General features: G+C 68.0%; 14 protein-coding genes. 10 read left to right on the top strand and 4 right to left on the bottom strand.

The genetic code is table 11. From position 1 onward, the window contains the following. Position 1 precedes the first annotated feature (1 nt). Positions 2 to 196, bottom strand: coding sequence for a CsbD family protein (locus AC1DSZ_RS01090; RefSeq protein ID WP_476836558.1), 195 nt, complete (start codon positions 194 to 196; stop codon positions 2 to 4). Between the two features lie 405 nt (positions 197 to 601). Between AC1DSZ_RS01090 and AC1DSZ_RS01085 the strand changes: the two genes are divergently transcribed. From AC1DSZ_RS01085 to AC1DSZ_RS01055, 7 genes are all read left to right on the top strand, one after another. Continuing rightward, entirely contained in the window at positions 602 to 2,251 is a 1,650-nt protein-coding gene (locus AC1DSZ_RS01085; protein WP_476836557.1) for an ABC transporter substrate-binding protein, read from the top strand. 71 nt (positions 2,252 to 2,322) lie between these two features. Continuing rightward, the gene (locus AC1DSZ_RS01080) at positions 2,323 to 3,336 is read left to right on the top strand and encodes an ABC transporter permease (protein WP_476836556.1); all 1,014 of its coding nucleotides are present in this window, start codon (positions 2,323 to 2,325) and stop codon (positions 3,334 to 3,336) included. Beyond that, positions 3,333 to 4,217, top strand: a complete 885-nt coding sequence (locus AC1DSZ_RS01075) for an ABC transporter permease (RefSeq protein ID WP_476836555.1) — start codon at positions 3,333 to 3,335, stop codon at positions 4,215 to 4,217. Before AC1DSZ_RS01080 ends, AC1DSZ_RS01075 begins: the two co-directional genes overlap by 4 nt. Before the next feature lies 1 nt (position 4,218). Continuing rightward, a complete protein-coding gene (locus AC1DSZ_RS01070) occupies positions 4,219 to 6,309 on the top strand; it encodes an ABC transporter ATP-binding protein (protein ID WP_476836554.1) in 2,091 nt (696 codons plus the stop codon). A 100-nt stretch (positions 6,310 to 6,409) separates the two neighbouring features. Next, a complete protein-coding gene (locus AC1DSZ_RS01065; RefSeq protein ID WP_476836553.1) occupies positions 6,410 to 6,787 on the top strand; it encodes a response regulator in 378 nt (125 codons plus the stop codon). A gap of 193 nt (positions 6,788 to 6,980) precedes the next feature. Further along, positions 6,981 to 7,280 (top strand): hypothetical protein, encoded by a 300-nt coding sequence (locus AC1DSZ_RS01060; RefSeq protein ID WP_476836552.1) that lies wholly within the window; start codon positions 6,981 to 6,983, stop codon positions 7,278 to 7,280. 105 nt (positions 7,281 to 7,385) lie between these two features. Then, positions 7,386 to 7,997 carry a glutathione S-transferase gene (locus AC1DSZ_RS01055; protein ID WP_476836551.1) on the top strand — a complete coding sequence of 204 codons (612 nt, stop codon included), beginning with the start codon at positions 7,386 to 7,388 and terminating at the stop codon, positions 7,995 to 7,997. 4 nt (positions 7,998 to 8,001) lie between these two features. Here the strand turns inward: AC1DSZ_RS01055 and AC1DSZ_RS01050 are convergent, their stop codons facing one another. Both AC1DSZ_RS01050 and AC1DSZ_RS01045 read right to left on the bottom strand, forming a co-directional pair. Beyond that, positions 8,002 to 9,999 carry a CHASE2 domain-containing protein gene (locus AC1DSZ_RS01050; RefSeq protein ID WP_476836550.1) on the bottom strand — a complete coding sequence of 666 codons (1,998 nt, stop codon included), beginning with the start codon at positions 9,997 to 9,999 and terminating at the stop codon, positions 8,002 to 8,004. 2 nt (positions 10,000 to 10,001) lie between these two features. Continuing rightward, positions 10,002 to 13,706 carry a FecR domain-containing protein gene (locus tag AC1DSZ_RS01045; protein ID WP_476836549.1) on the bottom strand — a complete coding sequence of 1,235 codons (3,705 nt, stop codon included), beginning with the start codon at positions 13,704 to 13,706 and terminating at the stop codon, positions 10,002 to 10,004. 363 nt (positions 13,707 to 14,069) lie between these two features. Between AC1DSZ_RS01045 and rimO the strand changes: the two genes are divergently transcribed. From rimO to AC1DSZ_RS01030, 3 genes are read left to right on the top strand one after another with little or no spacing between them, the layout of a single operon-like run. Continuing rightward, positions 14,070 to 15,386: a 30S ribosomal protein S12 methylthiotransferase RimO gene (gene rimO / locus AC1DSZ_RS01040; RefSeq protein ID WP_476836548.1), complete on the top strand. Its 1,317-nt coding sequence runs from the start codon at positions 14,070 to 14,072 to the stop codon at positions 15,384 to 15,386. Positions 15,387 to 15,440: 54 nt separating this feature from the next. Beyond that, positions 15,441 to 15,722: a type II toxin-antitoxin system RelE/ParE family toxin gene (locus tag AC1DSZ_RS01035; RefSeq protein ID WP_476836547.1), complete on the top strand. Its 282-nt coding sequence runs from the start codon at positions 15,441 to 15,443 to the stop codon at positions 15,720 to 15,722. Next, positions 15,715 to 16,014, top strand: coding sequence for a HigA family addiction module antitoxin (locus AC1DSZ_RS01030; RefSeq protein ID WP_476836546.1), 300 nt, complete (start codon positions 15,715 to 15,717; stop codon positions 16,012 to 16,014). The genes AC1DSZ_RS01035 and AC1DSZ_RS01030 overlap by 8 nt, the downstream gene beginning before the upstream one ends. Positions 16,015 to 16,109: 95 nt before the next feature. Here the strand turns inward: AC1DSZ_RS01030 and AC1DSZ_RS01025 are convergent, their stop codons facing one another. After that, positions 16,110 to 17,180: a BMP family ABC transporter substrate-binding protein gene (locus AC1DSZ_RS01025; RefSeq protein ID WP_476836545.1), complete on the bottom strand. Its 1,071-nt coding sequence runs from the start codon at positions 17,178 to 17,180 to the stop codon at positions 16,110 to 16,112. Positions 17,181 to 17,185: the final 5 nt, after the last annotated feature.

The following is a 17,185-nucleotide window of genomic DNA, read 5'->3' as shown; positions in this document are numbered from 1 at the left end:
GTCAGATCCCCCGGGACTTGGCGTCGGCGTCACGCACGGCGTCCTTGACGCCGCCGGCCGCGTTCTGGAGCTTGCCCTTGACCTGGTCGGCCTTGCCTTCGGCGTTCAGCTTCGCGTCGCCGGTGATCTCGCCGGCGGCTTCCTTGACCTTCCCCTTGGCCTGATTGAAGGCCCCTTTGATCCGATCGCTGTCCATGCTGGTCTCCCAAGCTTCAGGTTGCAGAAGAACGGGGATGCCAACCTTATGGTTCCGCCGAAGCCGCATTCGCGCGTGCGAGGATCGGACGCTGATCGGCCTGATGTCGGTGCTGGCCACGTTAGCGTCGCATGCAGACTTGGCGGGCCGGTCGCTCGCAGCCGCATCATGCCGTGACGGCGCTGTTGCGCTGGCGACCGCGGGAACGGCGCCGGCGCGAAGGGCCCGATCCGAAACGGAGAGACTGGCGCATGGCGGGGAGCGACGACGGAACGGAATGACGCCGGCGGCCGCGCGCGGCTTCCCGCATCGTTGACGCTTCCGCCATTGCGGGATCCCGGCCAACGCGCAACATTCGTCAAGGACGTTGCAACCGTGGCGAAGCCACGTCGGGAGGGCGGGGATATGACGGACGATCGCGACAATCCGCATCTGAAAACATTGACGAAACAGCTCGCGGACGGGCGCATGGACCGGCGGGAGTTCATCCGCCATGCGTGCCTCGTCGGCATCTCGGCCGCCTCCGCCTATGCGCTGGCCGGCGTCCCGATGGCGACGCCCGCCAAGGCGCAGGGCGCCAAGGGCGGTCTTCTGCGCATCGGCACCCGCGTCAAGGAGATCAAGAGCCCGCACACCTATTCGTGGGGCGGCTACGATTCCAACGTGTCGCGGCAGGTGCTCGAATACCTGACCTTCACGGACGAGAAGGGCGTGACGCAGCCCTACCTCTTCGAGAAGTGGACCGTGAGCCCGGACCTCAAGACCTGGACGTTCAACGTCCGCAAGGGCGTGAAGTGGTCCAACGGGCAGGATTTCACCGCCGACCACGTGATCTGGAACCTGAAGCGCGTGCTGGAGCCGGCGGTCGGCTCCTCGATGATCGGCCTGATGAAGGGCTACATGCTCGACGACGTCACGGTCGACGGCAAGGCGAGCACCAAGATCTGGTCCGACAAGGCCATCGAGAAGGTCGACGACTACACGGTCCGGCTGAACTGCAAGACCCCGCAGGTGGCGGTGCCCGAGCACCTCTTCCACTACCCGATGGCGATCATGCACCCGGACTCCAAAGGCGTGTTCGAGGTCGGCTCGCTGGGCACCGGGCCGTTCACGCTCACCGAGTTCGAGCTTGGCAAGAAGGCCGTGCTGAAGGCCCGCAAGGATTACTGGGGCGGCGCCGTCGGCATCGACACCATGGAGCAGATCGACGTCGGCGATGACGCCAGCGCGGCGATCGCCGCCTTGGCGTCCAAGCAGATCCACGGCCTCGTGTTTGCGGATCCCGGCCAGTACGACGCCCTGAAGGCGCTGCCGCACCTCAACTTCTACGATGTGCCCACCGCCGAGACCGGCGTGATCCGCATGCGCTGCGACCAGAAGCCCTTCGACAACCCGAAGGTGCGCAAGGCCATGCGCATGGCGATCGACCCGGACGTGGTGCTGAAGGTGGCGCTACGCGGCCTCGGCGTCGCGGCGGAGCACCACCACTGCTCGCCCGCCCACCCCGACTACGCCCAGATCCCGCCGATGAAGCGCGACGTGGCGGGCGCCAAGAAGCTGCTGGCCGAGGCCGGCTTCCCGAACGGCGTCTCCTCCGAGCTCATCGTCCCCAACGACCACGCCTGGTTCCAGAGCCAGGCGGAGGCCTGCGTGGAGATGTGGAAGGAAGCCGGGATCACCATCAAGCTGACCCCGATGCCGGGCGCGGCTTATTGGGACGTGTGGACCAAGGTGCCGATGGGCACCACCATCTGGTACCATCGTCCGCTCGCCATCATGTGCCTTGGCCTCGCCTACCGCACCGGCGTGCCGTGGAACGAGTCGGGCTATTCCAACAAGGAGTTCGACGCAATCCTGACGGAAGCCGAGGGCACGCTCGACATGGCCAAGCGCAAGGAGCTCGTCGCCAAGCTCGAGACGATCATGCAGGAGGACGGACCGCTGGTGCAGCCGGTGTTCCGCTCGACCTTCACGTTCATGGACAAGCGCGTGAAGGGCTTCTCGATGCATCCGACGAACTACATGTTCGCCTGGAAGCTCTCGGTCGACGCCTAAAAGCCTCAACGGTGGCGGCCGGGTTGTTCCGGCCGCCGCCATTCGACCCGGATGCGGGCACAGGAGGCGGTTTGGGCGGCTACATCATCAAGCGCGGGGCGAGCCTGATCCTGACGCTGTTCGCGGCGTCGTTCCTTGTGTTCGCCGTGACGGAGTTCTCGCCCTCCAACGTGGCCCGCAAGACGCTGGGCCCCTTCGCGCTGCAAAGCCAGGTCGACATCCTCTACGAGAAGCTGGGTCTGCAGGACCCGCTCGCGGTGCGCTACACCCGCTGGCTCGGCGTGCTGCTGGGCCTCAAGGCCGATCCGCTGCAGGACCCGGCGTTGGGCCTTCAGTTCAAGGACCCGCGCGGCGACAAGTATTTCGGTAATTTCGGCTACTCGACGCTCTACAAAGCCCCCGTGAACGACGTGATCTGGTCGCGGCTGAAGGCGACCGCCGCGCTGGCCGGCATCGCGTTCGCGCTGATCGTGCCGCTGTCGCTGCTGTTCGGCGTGCTGGCCGGCATGCGCGAGGGCAGCGGGCTCGACCGAACCATCTCGGTTTTCGGCATCATCGCCACCTCGGTGCCCGAGTTCGCCTCGGGCGTGTTCCTTGTGGCGTTTTTCGTGGTGACGCTCGGCTGGTTGCCCGGCACCAGCCCGCTGGATTCGGGCGGCGGATGGCCGATCTGGAGCCAGATGATCCTGCCCGTGACGGTGCTGGTTCTGTATGACGCCGGCTATGTGGTGCGCATGGTGCGCGGCTCCATGGCCGAGGTCATGAACAAGGCCTATATCCGCACCGCGATCCTGAAAGGCCTGCCGATGCGCGACGTCGTGGTGCGCCACGCCGTCCGCAACGCCATGATCGCGCCTTTCACCGTGATCCTGCTGCAGATCAACTTCCTGATCTCCGGCGTGGTGGTGACCGAGATGGTGTTCGCCTATCCGGGCTTCGGCCGCATGATCCTGGACGCGTCGCTGTTCGGCGACATCGCGCTGATCGAGGCCGCCACGCTGATCGCGCTCACCATCGCGATCCTGACCCAGCTGGTCAGCGACGTCGGCTACGCCGTCCTCAATCCGCAGATCAGGCTGGCATGAGCGCGATCATCGACACCGTCGCCGCAACCTCGCCGACCGTGCCGGTCGACAAGGCGCCGCCGAGCCTGCTGCGGAGGCTGCCGCAGTCGCGCGTCGCCATGGTGGGGCTGGCGCTGATCCTGTTCTGGGTGGCGCTGGCGCTGCTGGCCCCGCTGCTGCCGCTGGATCCGCCCAACAAGCAGGACTTGATGGCGCTCGCCGATCCGCGGCCCTCGGCGCGGCACTGGCTGGGCACGGACTTCAAGGGCCGCGACATCCTCTCGCGCCTGATCTGGGGCGCCCGGACGGTGCTCAGCGTGGCGCCTCTCGCCGCCCTGGCCGCCTACATGGTCGGCTGCCCGCTGGGGCTCGCGGCCGGCTACTATGGCGGCAAGGTCGACACGATCATCAGCCGCATCTCCGACATCATCCTCTCGTTCCCGATCATCATCCTCTACGTGATCCTGATCGCGAATATCGGCCCGTCGGCGCTCAACATCGTGCTCGCGGTGGTGCTCACGGCCGCGCCCGGCATCGCCCGCATCGTGCGCGGATTGACGCTGGAGCAGCGCCATCTCGACTACATCGCGGCCGCGCAGCTGCGGCGCGAGAGCGCGCTCTACATCATGTTCATCGAGCTATTGCCGAACTGCCGGGGCCCGCTGATCACCGATTTCTGCCTGCGCGTGGGCTACACCATCATCACGATAGGCATCCTGGGCTTTCTGGGCCTCGGCCTGCCGCCGCCCGATCCCGACTGGGGCACGATGGTGAAGGAGGGCACGGCCATGATCTCGGTGCGCCCGCACATGTCGTTGTTTCCGTCCATCGCGATCGTGAGCCTGATCCTGGGCTTCAACCTGCTCGCCGACGGCGTGCGCGAACTCTCGCTGAGGGACTGAGATGAGCGCCCCGCCCGCCCCTGACGGCCTCCTCGTTCTCGACCACGTCAAGGTCGAGTACGTGTCCTCGGTCGGCGCGGTCACGGCCATCCCGGATCTGTCGATCACCATCCGGGCCGGCGAAAGCTACGGCCTCGTGGGCGAGTCCGGTTGCGGCAAGTCGACCTTGCTGATGGCCATCATGGGCTATCTCGGCCCCACGGGGCGCATCGCCAACGGGCGCATCGTGTTCGACGGGGCGGACGTCTCGGCGGCCGACCCCGCCTTGCTGGCCAGGATCCGCGGCCGCGGCTGCTCGATCGTCTACCAGGACCCGAATGCGGCGCTGAACCCGACGCTGACCATCGGCAAGCAGCTGATCGAGGTGCCGATGCTGCACGAGGGCGTCGACGCGAAGACGGCCCACGCCAAGGCGAGGCAGATCCTCACGGACGTGCACCTGCCCGATCCGGACGCCGTGCTTGACCGCTATCCGCACCAGCTCTCCGGCGGTCAGAAGCAGCGCGTCGTGATCGCGATGGCGCTGCTCGCCAACCCGAAGCTGCTGCTACTGGACGAACCGACCACCGGGCTCGACGTCACCGTCGAGGCGGCCGTGCTCGACCTCGTCAACGAGTTGCGGGAGAAGTACGGCACCACGCTGCTCTACATCTCCCACAACCTCGGCGTGATCGCGAAGGTCTGCGACCGTGTCGGCGTGATGTATCTGGGCGACCTCGTCGAGGAAGCGCCCGTTCACGAGCTCTTCGCCAACCCGCGCCATCCCTATACGCGGCGTCTCCTAGCCTGCGTGCCGCGGCTCGACACGGACAAGCACACGACCACCTTCCTGCCGATCCCCGGGCAGCCCCCTTCCCTCGCGGGCCGGCCGCGCGGCTGCAGCTTCGGGCCGCGCTGCGCCGGGTTCGACGCGCCGCGTTGCGGGGTCGCGCCCATTCCGGAAGAACCGGCGGGGCCGGGCCATGGCGTGCGCTGCGTGCGCTGGCGCGAGCTCGACCAGTTCGAAAAGACCGACGCCGAGCATGTCGCCCCGGCGACGCCGGGCGTCGAGCAGGTGATGCGTTCCGCCGACCTCTCCAAGGTCTACGAGCTCGGCAACGCCTTCATGGGATTCGGCTCGTCGCGGCAGCTGATCGCCAACGAGGACCTGTCGTTCCAGGCCAACAAGGGCGAGATCCTCGCCATCGTGGGCGAGTCCGGGTCCGGCAAATCGACCTTCGCGCGCATTCTCGCTGGGCTGCAGGACGCCAGCGCTGGCAAGCTGATGGTGCTCGGGGACGACCTGTCGCGCATGCCCGCCCACAAGCGCACGCTGGAGCAGCTCGCCGCCGTCCAGATGGTTTTCCAGAACCCGGACGCCACCCTTAACCCGTCGCATACGGCCGGCTTCTCGATCGGCCGGGCGCTGAAGAAGTTCGGCATCGCCCAGTCGCGCAAGGACCTCGACGCGAGGGTGAAGGAGCTGTTCGGCATGGTGCGGCTGTCGCCGCATCTGGCGCGCCAGCGCCCGGGCCGGCTCTCGGGCGGGCAGAAGCAGCGCGTCGCCATTGCGCGGGCCTTCGCGGGGGACCCCAAGCTCCTGGTCGCGGACGAGCCGGTTTCGGCGCTGGACGTTTCCGTGCAGGCCGCGATCGTAAACCTGCTCTTGCAGATCCAGGCCCGCAACGGGGCGACCATCGTGTTCATCAGCCACGACCTCGCGCTGGTGCGCCACCTCGCCGACAGGGTGGTGGTGATGTATCTCGGCCGGGTCATGGAGATGGGGCCGGTCTCGTCGATCTTTTCCCCGCCCTACCACCCCTACACGGAGGCGCTGCTGGCCGCCGTGCCGGTGCCGGACCCGACCGTCAAGCAGAAGCACCTGCGGCTGGAGGGTGAACCGCCGAGCCCGATCAACGTGCCGCTCGGGTGCCGCTTCGCGGCCCGTTGCCCGCGCAAGCTCGGCCCCGTCTGCGACGAGACTCCGCCGCCCGAGCAGGTCGCGCCGGATGGGCACATGATCGCGTGCCATATCCCGGTCGCCGATCTCGCGCGGGTGACGCCCATCTTCCAGCGGGATCGCGCCCCTGCCGCAGCGCCGATTCCGGGCTGAATCCTTGCTTCTTCAAGGCTGCTGGAAAAGTTCAGCATCTCGGGAACAACCCGTGCCGCGACCCGTTGCCTCACCTCTGGACAAGCACAGGAGATGCACCATGGGACGCGCAATCCGTCCGAACACCATCGTTGTCGTCGAGGACGAAGCCGACCTTCGCTCGCTCGCCGCGACGTTGTTTGAAGAGGCCGAGTTGCGGGTCCAGGAATTCGAGCGCGCCGACGAAGCTTGGAACTACATGCGCTCGCGTCCCGAGGAAATCGCCATCCTGTTCACGGACGTGAACACGCCGGGCGACCTCGATGGCTTCACGCTCGGGCAGCGCTGCGCAGAGCATTGGCCGTGGGTCCGGGTCATCGTCACCTCCGGGCGCCAGCCGCCGCGCCGGCCCGACGACGCCGTGACGTTTCTGCCGAAGCCCTGGCGGCCGCTCGATCTGCTCCGGGCAGCCGAGTATCGCGCCTCCGACCAGGCCTGAACGGGCTAAAACGCCTGAAACGATCGACAAGCGCGCCGCGCCGCTCTGGCTTGGAGCGCTCGTTCGATTTTGAACGTTTCAATTCTGTCAAGATGTCTCGGCTTACGTTTTCGCAATAAAATGCGTTCGTGTCTTTCCAGCGTCACAGTCGCACGGTACTCTGCTGAAACAGGGAGAATCGTGGAGGCCACCAATGACGCGGATGATGCCGTGCGGCCCCGAGCGCGCCGCCAAGGAAGCCATATTTTATCCCGCCGACCTTCTGCCGAAGGTGCAGGAGACGCTCGGCCGGTTGGCCGACATCGAATTGCGCTACCAGCAGGAACGCGCCCGCCTCGCGCGTCTCGATGGGCCGGAGTCCACGCGGGGCCAGATGCGCCGGCTTCTCGAAGAAGAGCGCAAGCGCGAGCGGCTGGCCTTTGAGCGCCGTCTGACGCATTTGCACGAGCGGATGACCGACATCGTGCTGGCGGATCTCTGCTCGATGCATTGAGCGTCCCGGACGCGCGGGGAACGCCGCCGATCCGCTTGGCGGCGATTTACTTTGTCCGCAAACCCGTGAGAATGCGGCCGCTTTCCTCGGGAACTCGGGACATCCATGAAACTCTATTCTGCGGCGACCTCCCCTTTCGTGCGCAAGGTCGTTATTGTCGCGCGTGAACGCGGGCTTTTCGACCAGCTGACGCTGGTTCCGGCTCAGGCGAGCCCCATCGATCCCAACCGCGAGATCGTGGCGCAGAACCCGGCCGGCAAGGTGCCGACGCTCGTGCTCGACGACGGGTCGGCGCTGTTCGACAGCCGCGTGATCGCCGAATATATCGACGCCATCAACGGCCCCAAGCTGTTCCCGCCCGCCGGCAAGGCGCGCTGGACGGCGCTCAGCCTGCAGTCCCTCGCGGACGAGATGACGGATGCGGCGCTGCTCGCCCGCTACGAGACCACGATGCGGCCTGAGGCGCTGCGCTGGGACGCGTGGCTGAACGGCGCCAAGGGCAAGATCGTCGCCTCGGTGGCGCAGCTCGAGGAACGCTGGATCGAGGAGCTCACGGGCGAGATCACGATCGGCTCGATCTCGGTCGGTTGCGCGCTGGGCTATCTCGATTTCCGCTTCGGCGACATGGCCTGGCGCAACGGCAACGACCGGCTCGCGGCCTGGTACGAGACCTTCGCGGCCCGTCCCTCCATGGTCGCCACCATCCCGCCGGGCTGACGCTTCAGGCTTCCCCGCCGAAATCCGCCAGCACGCGCGCCTCGATCCGGTCGAAATAGCCGGCGAGATGCGCGTGTTCGCCGCGCAGCCGCGACGCCAGCGACAACGCCTGGCGCCATTCACCGGCCCGCATCGCCTCCAGCAAGCGGGCGTGGTCGCGTACGAAGGCGTCGGCCGCCGGACCGAGCGCAGCGCGCTCGCCCACCACGGCCAGGATGGGCGACAGTTCCTGCCGGCCCTTCACGGCGATGCGGTCGAGCTCAATGAACACGAACTCGGCGCCCGCCGCCCTTGCGGTTTCCTCGCCAACCAGCAGCGGCGCCCCGAACGCCTTGGACAGGCCCTCGATCCGCGACGCCAGGTTCACGGGGTCGCCCAGAACCGAGTAGTCGAAGCGCCAGGGCGAGCCGAAATTGCCGACAACGCAGTCGCCCGTGTTGACCCCGACGCCCACGGCGAAGCTGGGCGCCCCGGGGCCCTCCTCGGCCAGCAGCACGGCGTTGAGCTCATCCACGGCGCGGAGCATGCTCTCTCCGGCCCGCACGGCGCGCACGGCGTGGTCGGGGCTGGCCAGCGGCGCGTTCCAGAACGCCATCACGCAGTCGCCGATATATTTGTCGATTGTGCCGCCCTGTTGGAGTACGGCGGCGGACAGCGGCTCCAGCAGCCGGTTGATGAGGCTCGTCAGGCGCTCCGGTTGCTCGCGCAGGCGCTCGGAGATCTCCGTGAAGCCACGCACGTCGCAGAACAGGATGGTGAGCGTCCGGCGCTCGCCGCCCAGCCGCAGCGCCTGCGGGTTGCGGGACAGTTCGTCGACCATGGCGGGCGAGAGATAACGCGAGAAGGCGTCCGAGACCGCGCGGCGCAGCCGCCGCTCGCGCGCGTAATCGAGGCCGACGCGGCTTGCGAACGCGGCCAGAGAGGTCGCAAGCGGCAGCGCCGGCGGCGCCCAGACGCGGCCATGGCGCAAGAGAACCCAGGACAGCGCGACGATCGCCGGAAACCACACGGCCGCGATCAGGGCCGTGCGCCACGAACTGCGCTGGCCGGACACGAGCGAGGCCGCGGCCGCAAAGGCGAGCCCCGCCATAAACGTCGCCGCCCAGGGCAGCGGCGTGACGAACAGGCCGGTGCGGAGATTGTCGTAGAGGGTGGCCTGCACCTCCACGCCCGACGTCAGCGTCCGGTCGCGGACCGTGTAGGCGGTTGGAAACGCGTCGCTCGCGCCGCTGTTGGCCGTCGCCGAATGGCTGAGGCTGAGGCCGACGAACACGGTCTTGCCGCGCAAGCGCCCGGGCGGCAGGAAGCGCTCCGGCTCCAGCGCCTGGTAGTAGGAAATGGTCGGATAGGTCCGCGCCGGTCCGAAATACTGGATCAGCGCGCCCTCCGGCGGCGTCATGGGCCGCAGCCCTGCCGCCTCGAGAACCCTGGCGGCGAAGCTGTCCGGCGTTTCGGGAAGGCGGCGTAGATAGGCGTCCGCGTCGAGGTCGACCGAGGTGGAGCCGGAGCGAGCGCCGGCGTCGAGCAGCGCCTGCAGGGGCTCGACGCGGCTCGTCTGGACGCCTTGCGGCATGGCGATCACGGCCTCCTCGGCCGAGAGCACCACGTCCGGCCCCATGGCGGCCGCGAGCGCCTGGTCGTCCTGCGCGCCCGATGGTTCGGCGAACAGGATGTCGACCGCGACCGCCTTGGCCCCGGCTTTCCGCAGCGTCCGGATCAGCTTTCCGTGCAGTGCGCGTGGCCAGGGCCAGCGTTGGCCGAGTTCGGCGAAGGACGGCTCGTCAATGGCGACGATCACCACGCCGGGTTCGTCCGGCATGGGCGGCGCGACCGTGGACAGGATGTCGAATAGCCGATTTTCAACGAGCCGGAACGGCTCCAGCAGGAAGAGGAGGCCGAGGGCGGCCGCCAGCGCGAGCGCCAGGAAATGCGGGCGGCCAGCGCTGTCGGGTCCGGCCCGCCGACGCAGGATGCGTTGCAGCGGCAGGCGGGATCGGACCATCGCTAGAACCGCGCCGTGGCGGTCGCCGTGATGGTGCGCCGCGCGCCGACCACGCCGCTGACGCGCTCCGCTTTTTCGTCGAAGATGTTGAACACGCCGACGCCCACCTGCAGATGCCGGTCCTGGGTCTCCCAGCTCAGGGTCGCGTCCGTGGTGGCGAAATCGTCCAGCCGCGTGCCCGCGAGGTCGCCGCGCCTGCGGCTCACGACCGTTTCGGCCAGCGTGAACTTGATCCGGGACGGGTGCACGAAGGTGACGCCCGCGCGGGCGAATCGCTCCGGCACGAAGGGCACGGGCAGGCCCGTTCCAAAGCCGCGCGTCACCTCGCTGTCGGCCCCGCCCACCGAGGCGAAGACGCCGATCCCGTAGCCCAGCCAGAGGTTGGCGGTCGCGGTGACGCGATCGATCCGCGCCCGCTCCACCCCGAGCGTGTTCTGGGAATAGGGGATGTCGAAGCTGAGGTCCGTCACCTTCTGGCGCTGGTATTCGACGGCCGTGAAGAAGCGCTTGGTCCACTCGGCGTCCCAGCGGGCGATCGCCGAGTCGGTGCGGCTGCCGACGCTGGTGGGCAGCGACTGGGGAAACAGCCCGACCGTGTTCACCGGGCTGAGCGTGAGCGCGGTCGGCGGGTCCATGTCCTGCCGGTAGGCGGCGCGCAGCCAATGACCCTCGATCGGCGAGAACGCGAAGCCGATGCGCGGCGCGGCGAGGCGGCGATCCCGATCCACGAAGGGGCGATCCAGCGGCGAGCCGAATATCGTGGCGCCGACCACGTCCCCGGCGCCGCGCGCCTGGGTGGTTGTGGCCCGGCCATAAAGGCCGGCCTGCATCTCGAAGCGGTCGGACGGACGCCAGAAGGCGTCCACATAGGCAAGGCCCGAGCGGAAGCTCGCATTCTCGCGGGATGCGCCGGCGCCGCCCACCGTCGCCAGGCCGAGAACGTCGATGCGCGCATCAACGGTCTCGTAGCCGGTCACGCGGCCGGTGGTCCCTTCGAATCCATAGCGCAACGTGAAGTCGTCCGTGCCGATCACGTGGTTGACGGCCAGCGTTCCGTAGGACGTCCGACGGCGCTGCACGTCGGCCAGAACGGCGGGGAGCGGAACACCGACCCGGAACAGGTCTATCTCGGTGTTCACCGTCGCTCCGGCCGTCGTCTTCGTCGAGCCGCCGAAGGCCGCGACGTTGACGACGTTCCGGCGTGAGAACGCATGGCTCCACTCCAGCGCAGCCTGTCCGGTCGCGGCCGAGTCGACCTGCCGACCGTTCGGGCCCTGCAGCCTGGAATCATAGCGCGGGTCCTGCGCGGCGAAGCTGGCGAAGCCGACGACATGGTTCTGCGGGGTCGGCGTCGCGCCGACAAAGACGCTGGCGCTGTGGCCGGTGTCCCACTCGCGGGCCCGCGGCCCCGGCGTGCGCAAGCTGTTGGCGGCGGCCACGAACGAGGTCGGGAACGGCAGGTTCGAGAAACCCTGCACGGTGACGCCCGACAGGAACCCCGTGCGCCCGTCGCGCGAGAATGTGCCGGCCGTGACCTCGGTATCAAGGAACGGCCGGCGAATGACGTCGATGCGCCCTGCCCGGCCGGCCACCGCGAGCGGATCGAACAGCAGGCCCTGCATGATGAGGCTCAACGCCTGCGGGTCGGCGCTGGACGCCTCGTTGCGCAGGTCCGGCACCGTGTTGGCGATGGAAGGCAGCGTGCGGGCGTTCGCGGCGTCGAAATAGCCGCTCGCTGTGAAGGGATCGAAAACCCGGTCGCCATAGTAGCGCGCCCAGCCATCCAGCCCGATCAGCCGGTAGGCGTCCGCCATGTAGGAGCCGCCCGACTTGGTGACGGCGAGCGGCGAGTAATAGCCGCCGCGCGCGCGGAAGCGGCGCACGGATTCGCGCGCGTTCTCGATGGCGTCGTCGGCCTGGTACTGGTCGATCGCGATCGCGGTGCGAAACAGCGACGTAATCGGGTCGTTGGGGTCGAGCCGGTCGGCGGCGTCGAACTGCTGCAAGGCAAGGTCGACCTGCCCGTCCATGTAGTAGCCAACGGCGGCGGCCAGCACGCCGTTGCCGTAGGACGGGTTCGCGGCCGTGCCGGCCAGGAAATACTCGATCGCCTTCTTGCTGTCGCCACGCTGCAGCAGCACGCGCCCCTTGGCGGTGTAGCCGGCCGAGAGCGAGGGATCGATCTCCAGGGCCTTGTCGACCAGGATCGCGGCCTCGTCCACGCGGCTCTGGTCGAGCAGCAGGATGGCCAGGTTGGCGTAGGCGACAGGATCATCCGGGTCGACCGCGATGGCGCGGCGGAAGGCTGCCTCGGACTCCAACGGCGCGTCGCGGGCGTCGTGCACGAGGCCGAGCGCGTTCCAGACCTGGGCGTCGCCGGGCGCTTCGGCGGCGGCGCGCTCAAGGTCCTTCTGGGCGCCTTCGAGGTCGCTGTCCACGTCGCCCTTCAGCATGGCGCGGGTGAGCAGCACGAGCGGATCGTCCGGATCCAGCCTGGCGAGTTTATCGACGCGCGCCCGCATGCCGTCGCGCCGGTCGAGCGCATAGGCGACCTGCGCCGAGAAGGCGGTGAGCAGCGGATCGTCCGGGTGGTCCCGCTCGGCCGCCTCGCCCTGGCGGGCGGCCTCCTGCAAGTCCTTGGTAAAGCCGGACAGAAAGGCCCGCACCATCGCGCCGTAGCCATCACGCGAGTCGATGCGCGGCTCGGGCAGGCGCTTGCGGGGATCGGCGAGCGAGCCCGCGATATAGGCGCCATAAGCCGCCGTCACGCGCCGCCGGCCGGAGACGCCGGCTTCGGCGGCCTTGAACAGCCGGGCCGCCTCGGCCCAACGCCGGCCCATGGCGGCGAGCGTGGCTTCCACAAGGGTGGCGCGCGCACGCTGGCTGGGGGAGAGGCCGCGCGCCCTCGCTTGCTCCAGCGCCAGAGTGGCGTTCTGGCGGGTGTCGCGGCCCAGCGAGACCTCCGCGAGCGTGAGCCACTGCTCAGCCGTGCGCCGCTCCGGCGGGGTCGCGACGATGCGGGTTCGCTCGGCCCTGAGCGCCGGGCCCTGGAGGGGCGTCGTCGGCATCCAGTTGAAAGCGTCGCGCAGATTGAGATGCAGGAGCATCTGCTCCCGCTCCTTGCGCTGCACCAGGATGATCTTGGTGGGCGCCGAGCCCAGCGTCGCGACCGCGCCTTCGCCCTGGCGCACGGTGACGGAGCCTTGCGGGTTCGTCAGCTCCACGACGCCTTCGAGCACGATCAGCGTCGTCCGGTTTCCGTCGACGGCAAGCGACCAGTCGGTGCCCCGGATGGTCGCGGCCGCCGCCGGCGTCTTCACGACCACGCCCGTCCCGCCACGGGCCGCGCGGGCCCAGACATTGCCGGAGGGGAGCTCCACCGTGGTGGGCTTGTCGCCGGACGCGATGTCGTTGAGCACCAGCGTGGAGCGCGGGCCGACGCGGATCTGGGTCTGGTCGGAGAACAGGATGCCGAGATTGCCGATCGTGTTGGTGCGCAGCGTGTCGCCGCCCAACAGGTCCTGCCTGACCTCGGCCGGGCGCCAGCCATCCTCGCGCACAAAGCGAAGTTCCTCGCCGCCCTTGTTAGCCACGATGGAGCCGAGCGCGGACGCTTGCCGCGGAGCCGGTTGCTGGGCGCCGGCGACATCGAGTTCGCCAAGCAAAACAAAACCAGCGCCAAGCAGGGTGACAGCCCCACGCAACATGTTCACCACCCCGCAAGCGCCCGGCCAGGCTTCAACAGCGAAACCCGAAGAGCAGGCCGGCACAGACGGATAGTCGCGCATGAGACGCGCATCGGCTGTGCCGCTTTGTTTTGCACTTTTCTGACAGTAGCGCCCACGGTCAAGAATCTAAGCCTTGGTTCTCGTCAGAAGATGAGAACCGTGTTCAATCCATCACGGCGACATCTGCATGTGCGCCAGCGCACATCGTCGCCGGGCTTTGCCGGTTTCGGCGGCGCGGCGCGTGCGCCTTGCCGCGAGGGCCGCGCGGGAGTATGAGAGCGCCCGAGGGCCGGACGCGCGACGCGATGCCGGCCCATCCCTTTTCCAACATCGCGGACCGACATGACGGCTCAGCCCCGCATCTCCTTTGTCTCGCTCGGCTGCCCCAAGGCGTTGGTGGACAGCGAGCGGATCATCACGCAGCTGCGGGCGGAGGGGTACGAGCTGGTGAAGACGCATGAGGGCGCGGACGCCGTCATCGTCAACACCTGCGGGTTCCTGGACAGCGCCAAGGCGGAGTCGCTGGCCTCCATCGGCGACGCGCTGGCCAAGAACGGCAAGGTCATCGTCACCGGCTGCATGGGCGCCGAGCCCGAGCAGATCCGCGCCGCGCATCCGGGCGTGCTGGCGATCACGGGGCCTCAGGCTTACGAGAGCGTGGTCAACGCCGTGCACGAGGCTGTGCCGCCGGCGCACGATCCGTTCATGGACCTGGTCCCGCCGCAGGGCGTGAAGCTCACGCCGCGCCACTACGCCTATCTCAAGATTTCAGAGGGTTGCAACAATCGCTGCACCTTCTGCATCATTCCCAAGCTGCGCGGCGACCTGGCCTCGCGGCCGGTGGGCGACGTGCTGCGCGAGGCCGAGAAGCTCGTGAAGGCGGGCGTCAAGGAGCTGCTGGTCGTCTCTCAGGACACCTCCGCGTATGGCGTCGACATGCGCTACGCCCCGAGCCCCTGGCAGGGCCGCGAGGTGCGCACGCGCTTCTACGACCTCGCCAAGGAACTCGGCGAGCTCGGCGCCTGGGTGCGGCTGCACTACGTCTATCCCTACCCGCATGTCGACGAGGTCATCCCGCTGATGGCCGAGGGCAAGGTGCTGCCCTATCTCGACATTCCGTTCCAGCACGCCTCCCCGACCGTGCTCAAGGCGATGCGCCGGCCCGGCAACCAGGACAAGACGCTGGAGCGCATCCGCGCCTGGCGCGAGATCTGCCCGGACCTCGCCATCCGCTCCACCTTCATCGTCGGCTTCCCGGGCGAGACCGAGGAGGATTTCGAGACGCTGCTGTCTTTCCTGGACGAGGCGAAGATGGAACGCGTCGGCTGCTTCAAATATGAGCCCGTGACCGGCGCGACCGCCAACGATCTCGGCCTCGCGGTGGTGCCTGACGAGGTGAAGCAGTCGCGCTGGGATCGCTTCATGGCGCGCCAGCAGGCCGTCAGCGCCAAGCGCATCGCCTCGCGCGTGGGCCGGCGCATCAAGGTGATCATCGACCAGCCCGGCCCCACCGTGTCCAAAGGGCGCTCCCAGTGGGACGCGCCGGAGATCGACGGCAACGTCTACGTGGCCAGCCGCCGGCCGCTGCGGTCGGGCGACATCGTGACGGTGAAGATCGAGCGCGCGGACGCGTATGACCTGCACGGGGTGGCGGTGTAAGGCTGTCAACACTGTGTTGACAGATCAGCGCCGGAGTAGCACGCTTCGGCCGTTGTGATCGGCCATTTTCGCTCCAAGATTTTACGCCAGTTCTGGGAAGACGGCCGCTCGCGCGGCCTCAGGCCGGATTGGGTCGGTCGCGTGGGGCGCATTCTGGACGCCTTGGACCAGGCGGAGGCGGCTGCCGAATTGAACCTGCCCGGATTGGGATTTCACGCACTCACGGGAGACATGAAAGGCCGCTTTGCCGTCACGGTCTCACGCAATTGGAGGATCACCTTCGCGTTCGAGGACGGAATCGCGGCGGATATCGATCTGGAGGACTACCATGGCTAGCGCACGATCGCCCGACCGCTGCCCGACGCATCCGGGCGCTCTCCTGCGTGAGGATATTCTTCCGTCGGTCGCCAAGTCGAAAACGGAGATCGCCGGGCTTCTCGGGATATCCCGCGAGACCTTGTATCGCCTTCTGCGGGAGGAGCAGAGCGTCACGGCCGAACTGGCCGCGCGTCTCGGCAAGCTGTTTGGCAATGGGCCGGGACTTTGGCTGCGGATGCAGGCGGCCCATGACGAGTGGCGCGCGCAGCGCATGGATGTTTCGGCCATCCCGACGCTCAGCGCCGCTTGAGCGGCTGAGCCCGCTGCGGGCCAGTGTCATCTCAGAATCGAAATCGGGAAGGATGATCTCCGGAGGCGAGCCAGTCGCCTCCGGAGGAGCGCGCCTTACTTCGGCAGCTTGTCGTCGATGCCCTTCACGTAGAAGGCCATGCCGAGCACCTGCTCGTCGGACAGGTTCGCGCCGCCCTTGCACTCGACCGTCTTGCCGTCCTGGTCGACGACCGGGCACTTGAACGGGTTCAGCGCGCCGGACTTGATGGCGGCTTCCGTGTCGGTCGCCAGCTTCTTCACGTCGTCGGGCATGTTGGTGAAGGGAGCCATGTTGACCAGGTTGGCCGCAAAGCCGCCCCAGGTGTCTTCCGACTTCCAGGTGCCGTCCAGCGCGGCCTTCACGCGGGCGACATAGTAGTCGTTCCAGTTGTCGACGATGGAGGTCAGCGTCGCCTTGGGGGCGAAGCGGATCATGTCGGAGGCCTGCCCGAAGGCGAGCTTGCCGCGGGCCTCGGCCTGCTGCAGCGGGGCCGGGCTGTCGGTGTGCTGGGTGATGATGTCGGCGCCCTGGTCGAGCAGCGCCTTGGCGGCGTCGGCTTCCTTGCCGGGGTCGAACCAGGTGTTGGCCCAGACGATCTTGACCTTGATGGCCGGGTTCACGGACTGCGCGCCCAGCATGAAGGCGTTGATGCCGGACACGACCTCCGGGATCGGGAACGAGGCGACGTAGCCGATGGTGTTGGACTTCGTCAGCTTGCCGGCGATCACGCCCTGGACGTAGCGGCCCTCGTGAAACTTGGCCGAGTAGGTCGCGAGGTTCTTCTCGCGCTTGTAGCCGGTGGCGTGCTCGAAGAGCACGTTCGGGTACTTCTTGGCGACCTTCACGGTCGGCTCCATGAAGCCGAACGAAGTGGTGAATATCAGCTTGTGGCCGGTGCGGGCGAGCTGCTCGATCGAGCGCTCGGAATCGGCTTCCGGCACGTTCTCCAGGAAGGTGGTCTCGACCTTGTCGCCGAGCGCCTTCTCGACCGCGAGGCGGCCCTGGTTGTGCTGGTAGCTGTAGCCGAAATCGCCGATGGGGCCGACATAGATGAAGCCGACCTTCAGCTTGTCAGCGGCGGGGGCCGGGGTGGCCAGCCCGGCCGCGATGGCGATCGCGCCCGCGACCTTGAACAATGTGCGCATTCTCG

The organism is Alsobacter sp. P4_H11 (genome assembly GCF_056400925.1).
The sequence above is the reverse complement of the archived record's forward strand: the minus strand, read 5'-3'. Positions and strand labels throughout refer to the sequence as shown.

Excerpts from the sequence above, each read along its gene's own strand:
- AC1DSZ_RS01090 (WP_476836558.1), bottom strand. The coding sequence starts at position 196 with ATGGACAGCGATCGGATCAAAGGGGCCTTCAATCAGGCCAAGGGGAAG.
- AC1DSZ_RS01085 (WP_476836557.1), top strand. The coding sequence starts at position 602 with ATGACGGACGATCGCGACAATCCGCATCTGAAAACATTGACGAAACAG.
- AC1DSZ_RS01075 (WP_476836555.1), top strand. The coding sequence starts at position 3,333 with ATGAGCGCGATCATCGACACCGTCGCCGCAACCTCGCCGACCGTGCCG.
- AC1DSZ_RS01070 (WP_476836554.1), top strand. The coding sequence starts at position 4,219 with ATGAGCGCCCCGCCCGCCCCTGACGGCCTCCTCGTTCTCGACCACGTC.
- AC1DSZ_RS01065 (WP_476836553.1), top strand. The coding sequence starts at position 6,410 with ATGGGACGCGCAATCCGTCCGAACACCATCGTTGTCGTCGAGGACGAA.
- AC1DSZ_RS01060 (WP_476836552.1), top strand. The coding sequence starts at position 6,981 with ATGACGCGGATGATGCCGTGCGGCCCCGAGCGCGCCGCCAAGGAAGCC.
- AC1DSZ_RS01055 (WP_476836551.1), top strand. The coding sequence starts at position 7,386 with ATGAAACTCTATTCTGCGGCGACCTCCCCTTTCGTGCGCAAGGTCGTT.
- AC1DSZ_RS01050 (WP_476836550.1), bottom strand. The coding sequence starts at position 9,999 with ATGGTCCGATCCCGCCTGCCGCTGCAACGCATCCTGCGTCGGCGGGCC.
- AC1DSZ_RS01045 (WP_476836549.1), bottom strand. The coding sequence starts at position 13,706 with ATGTTGCGTGGGGCTGTCACCCTGCTTGGCGCTGGTTTTGTTTTGCTT.
- rimO (WP_476836548.1), top strand. The coding sequence starts at position 14,070 with ATGACGGCTCAGCCCCGCATCTCCTTTGTCTCGCTCGGCTGCCCCAAG.
- AC1DSZ_RS01030 (WP_476836546.1), top strand. The coding sequence starts at position 15,715 with ATGGCTAGCGCACGATCGCCCGACCGCTGCCCGACGCATCCGGGCGCT.
- AC1DSZ_RS01025 (WP_476836545.1), bottom strand. The coding sequence starts at position 17,180 with ATGCGCACATTGTTCAAGGTCGCGGGCGCGATCGCCATCGCGGCCGGG.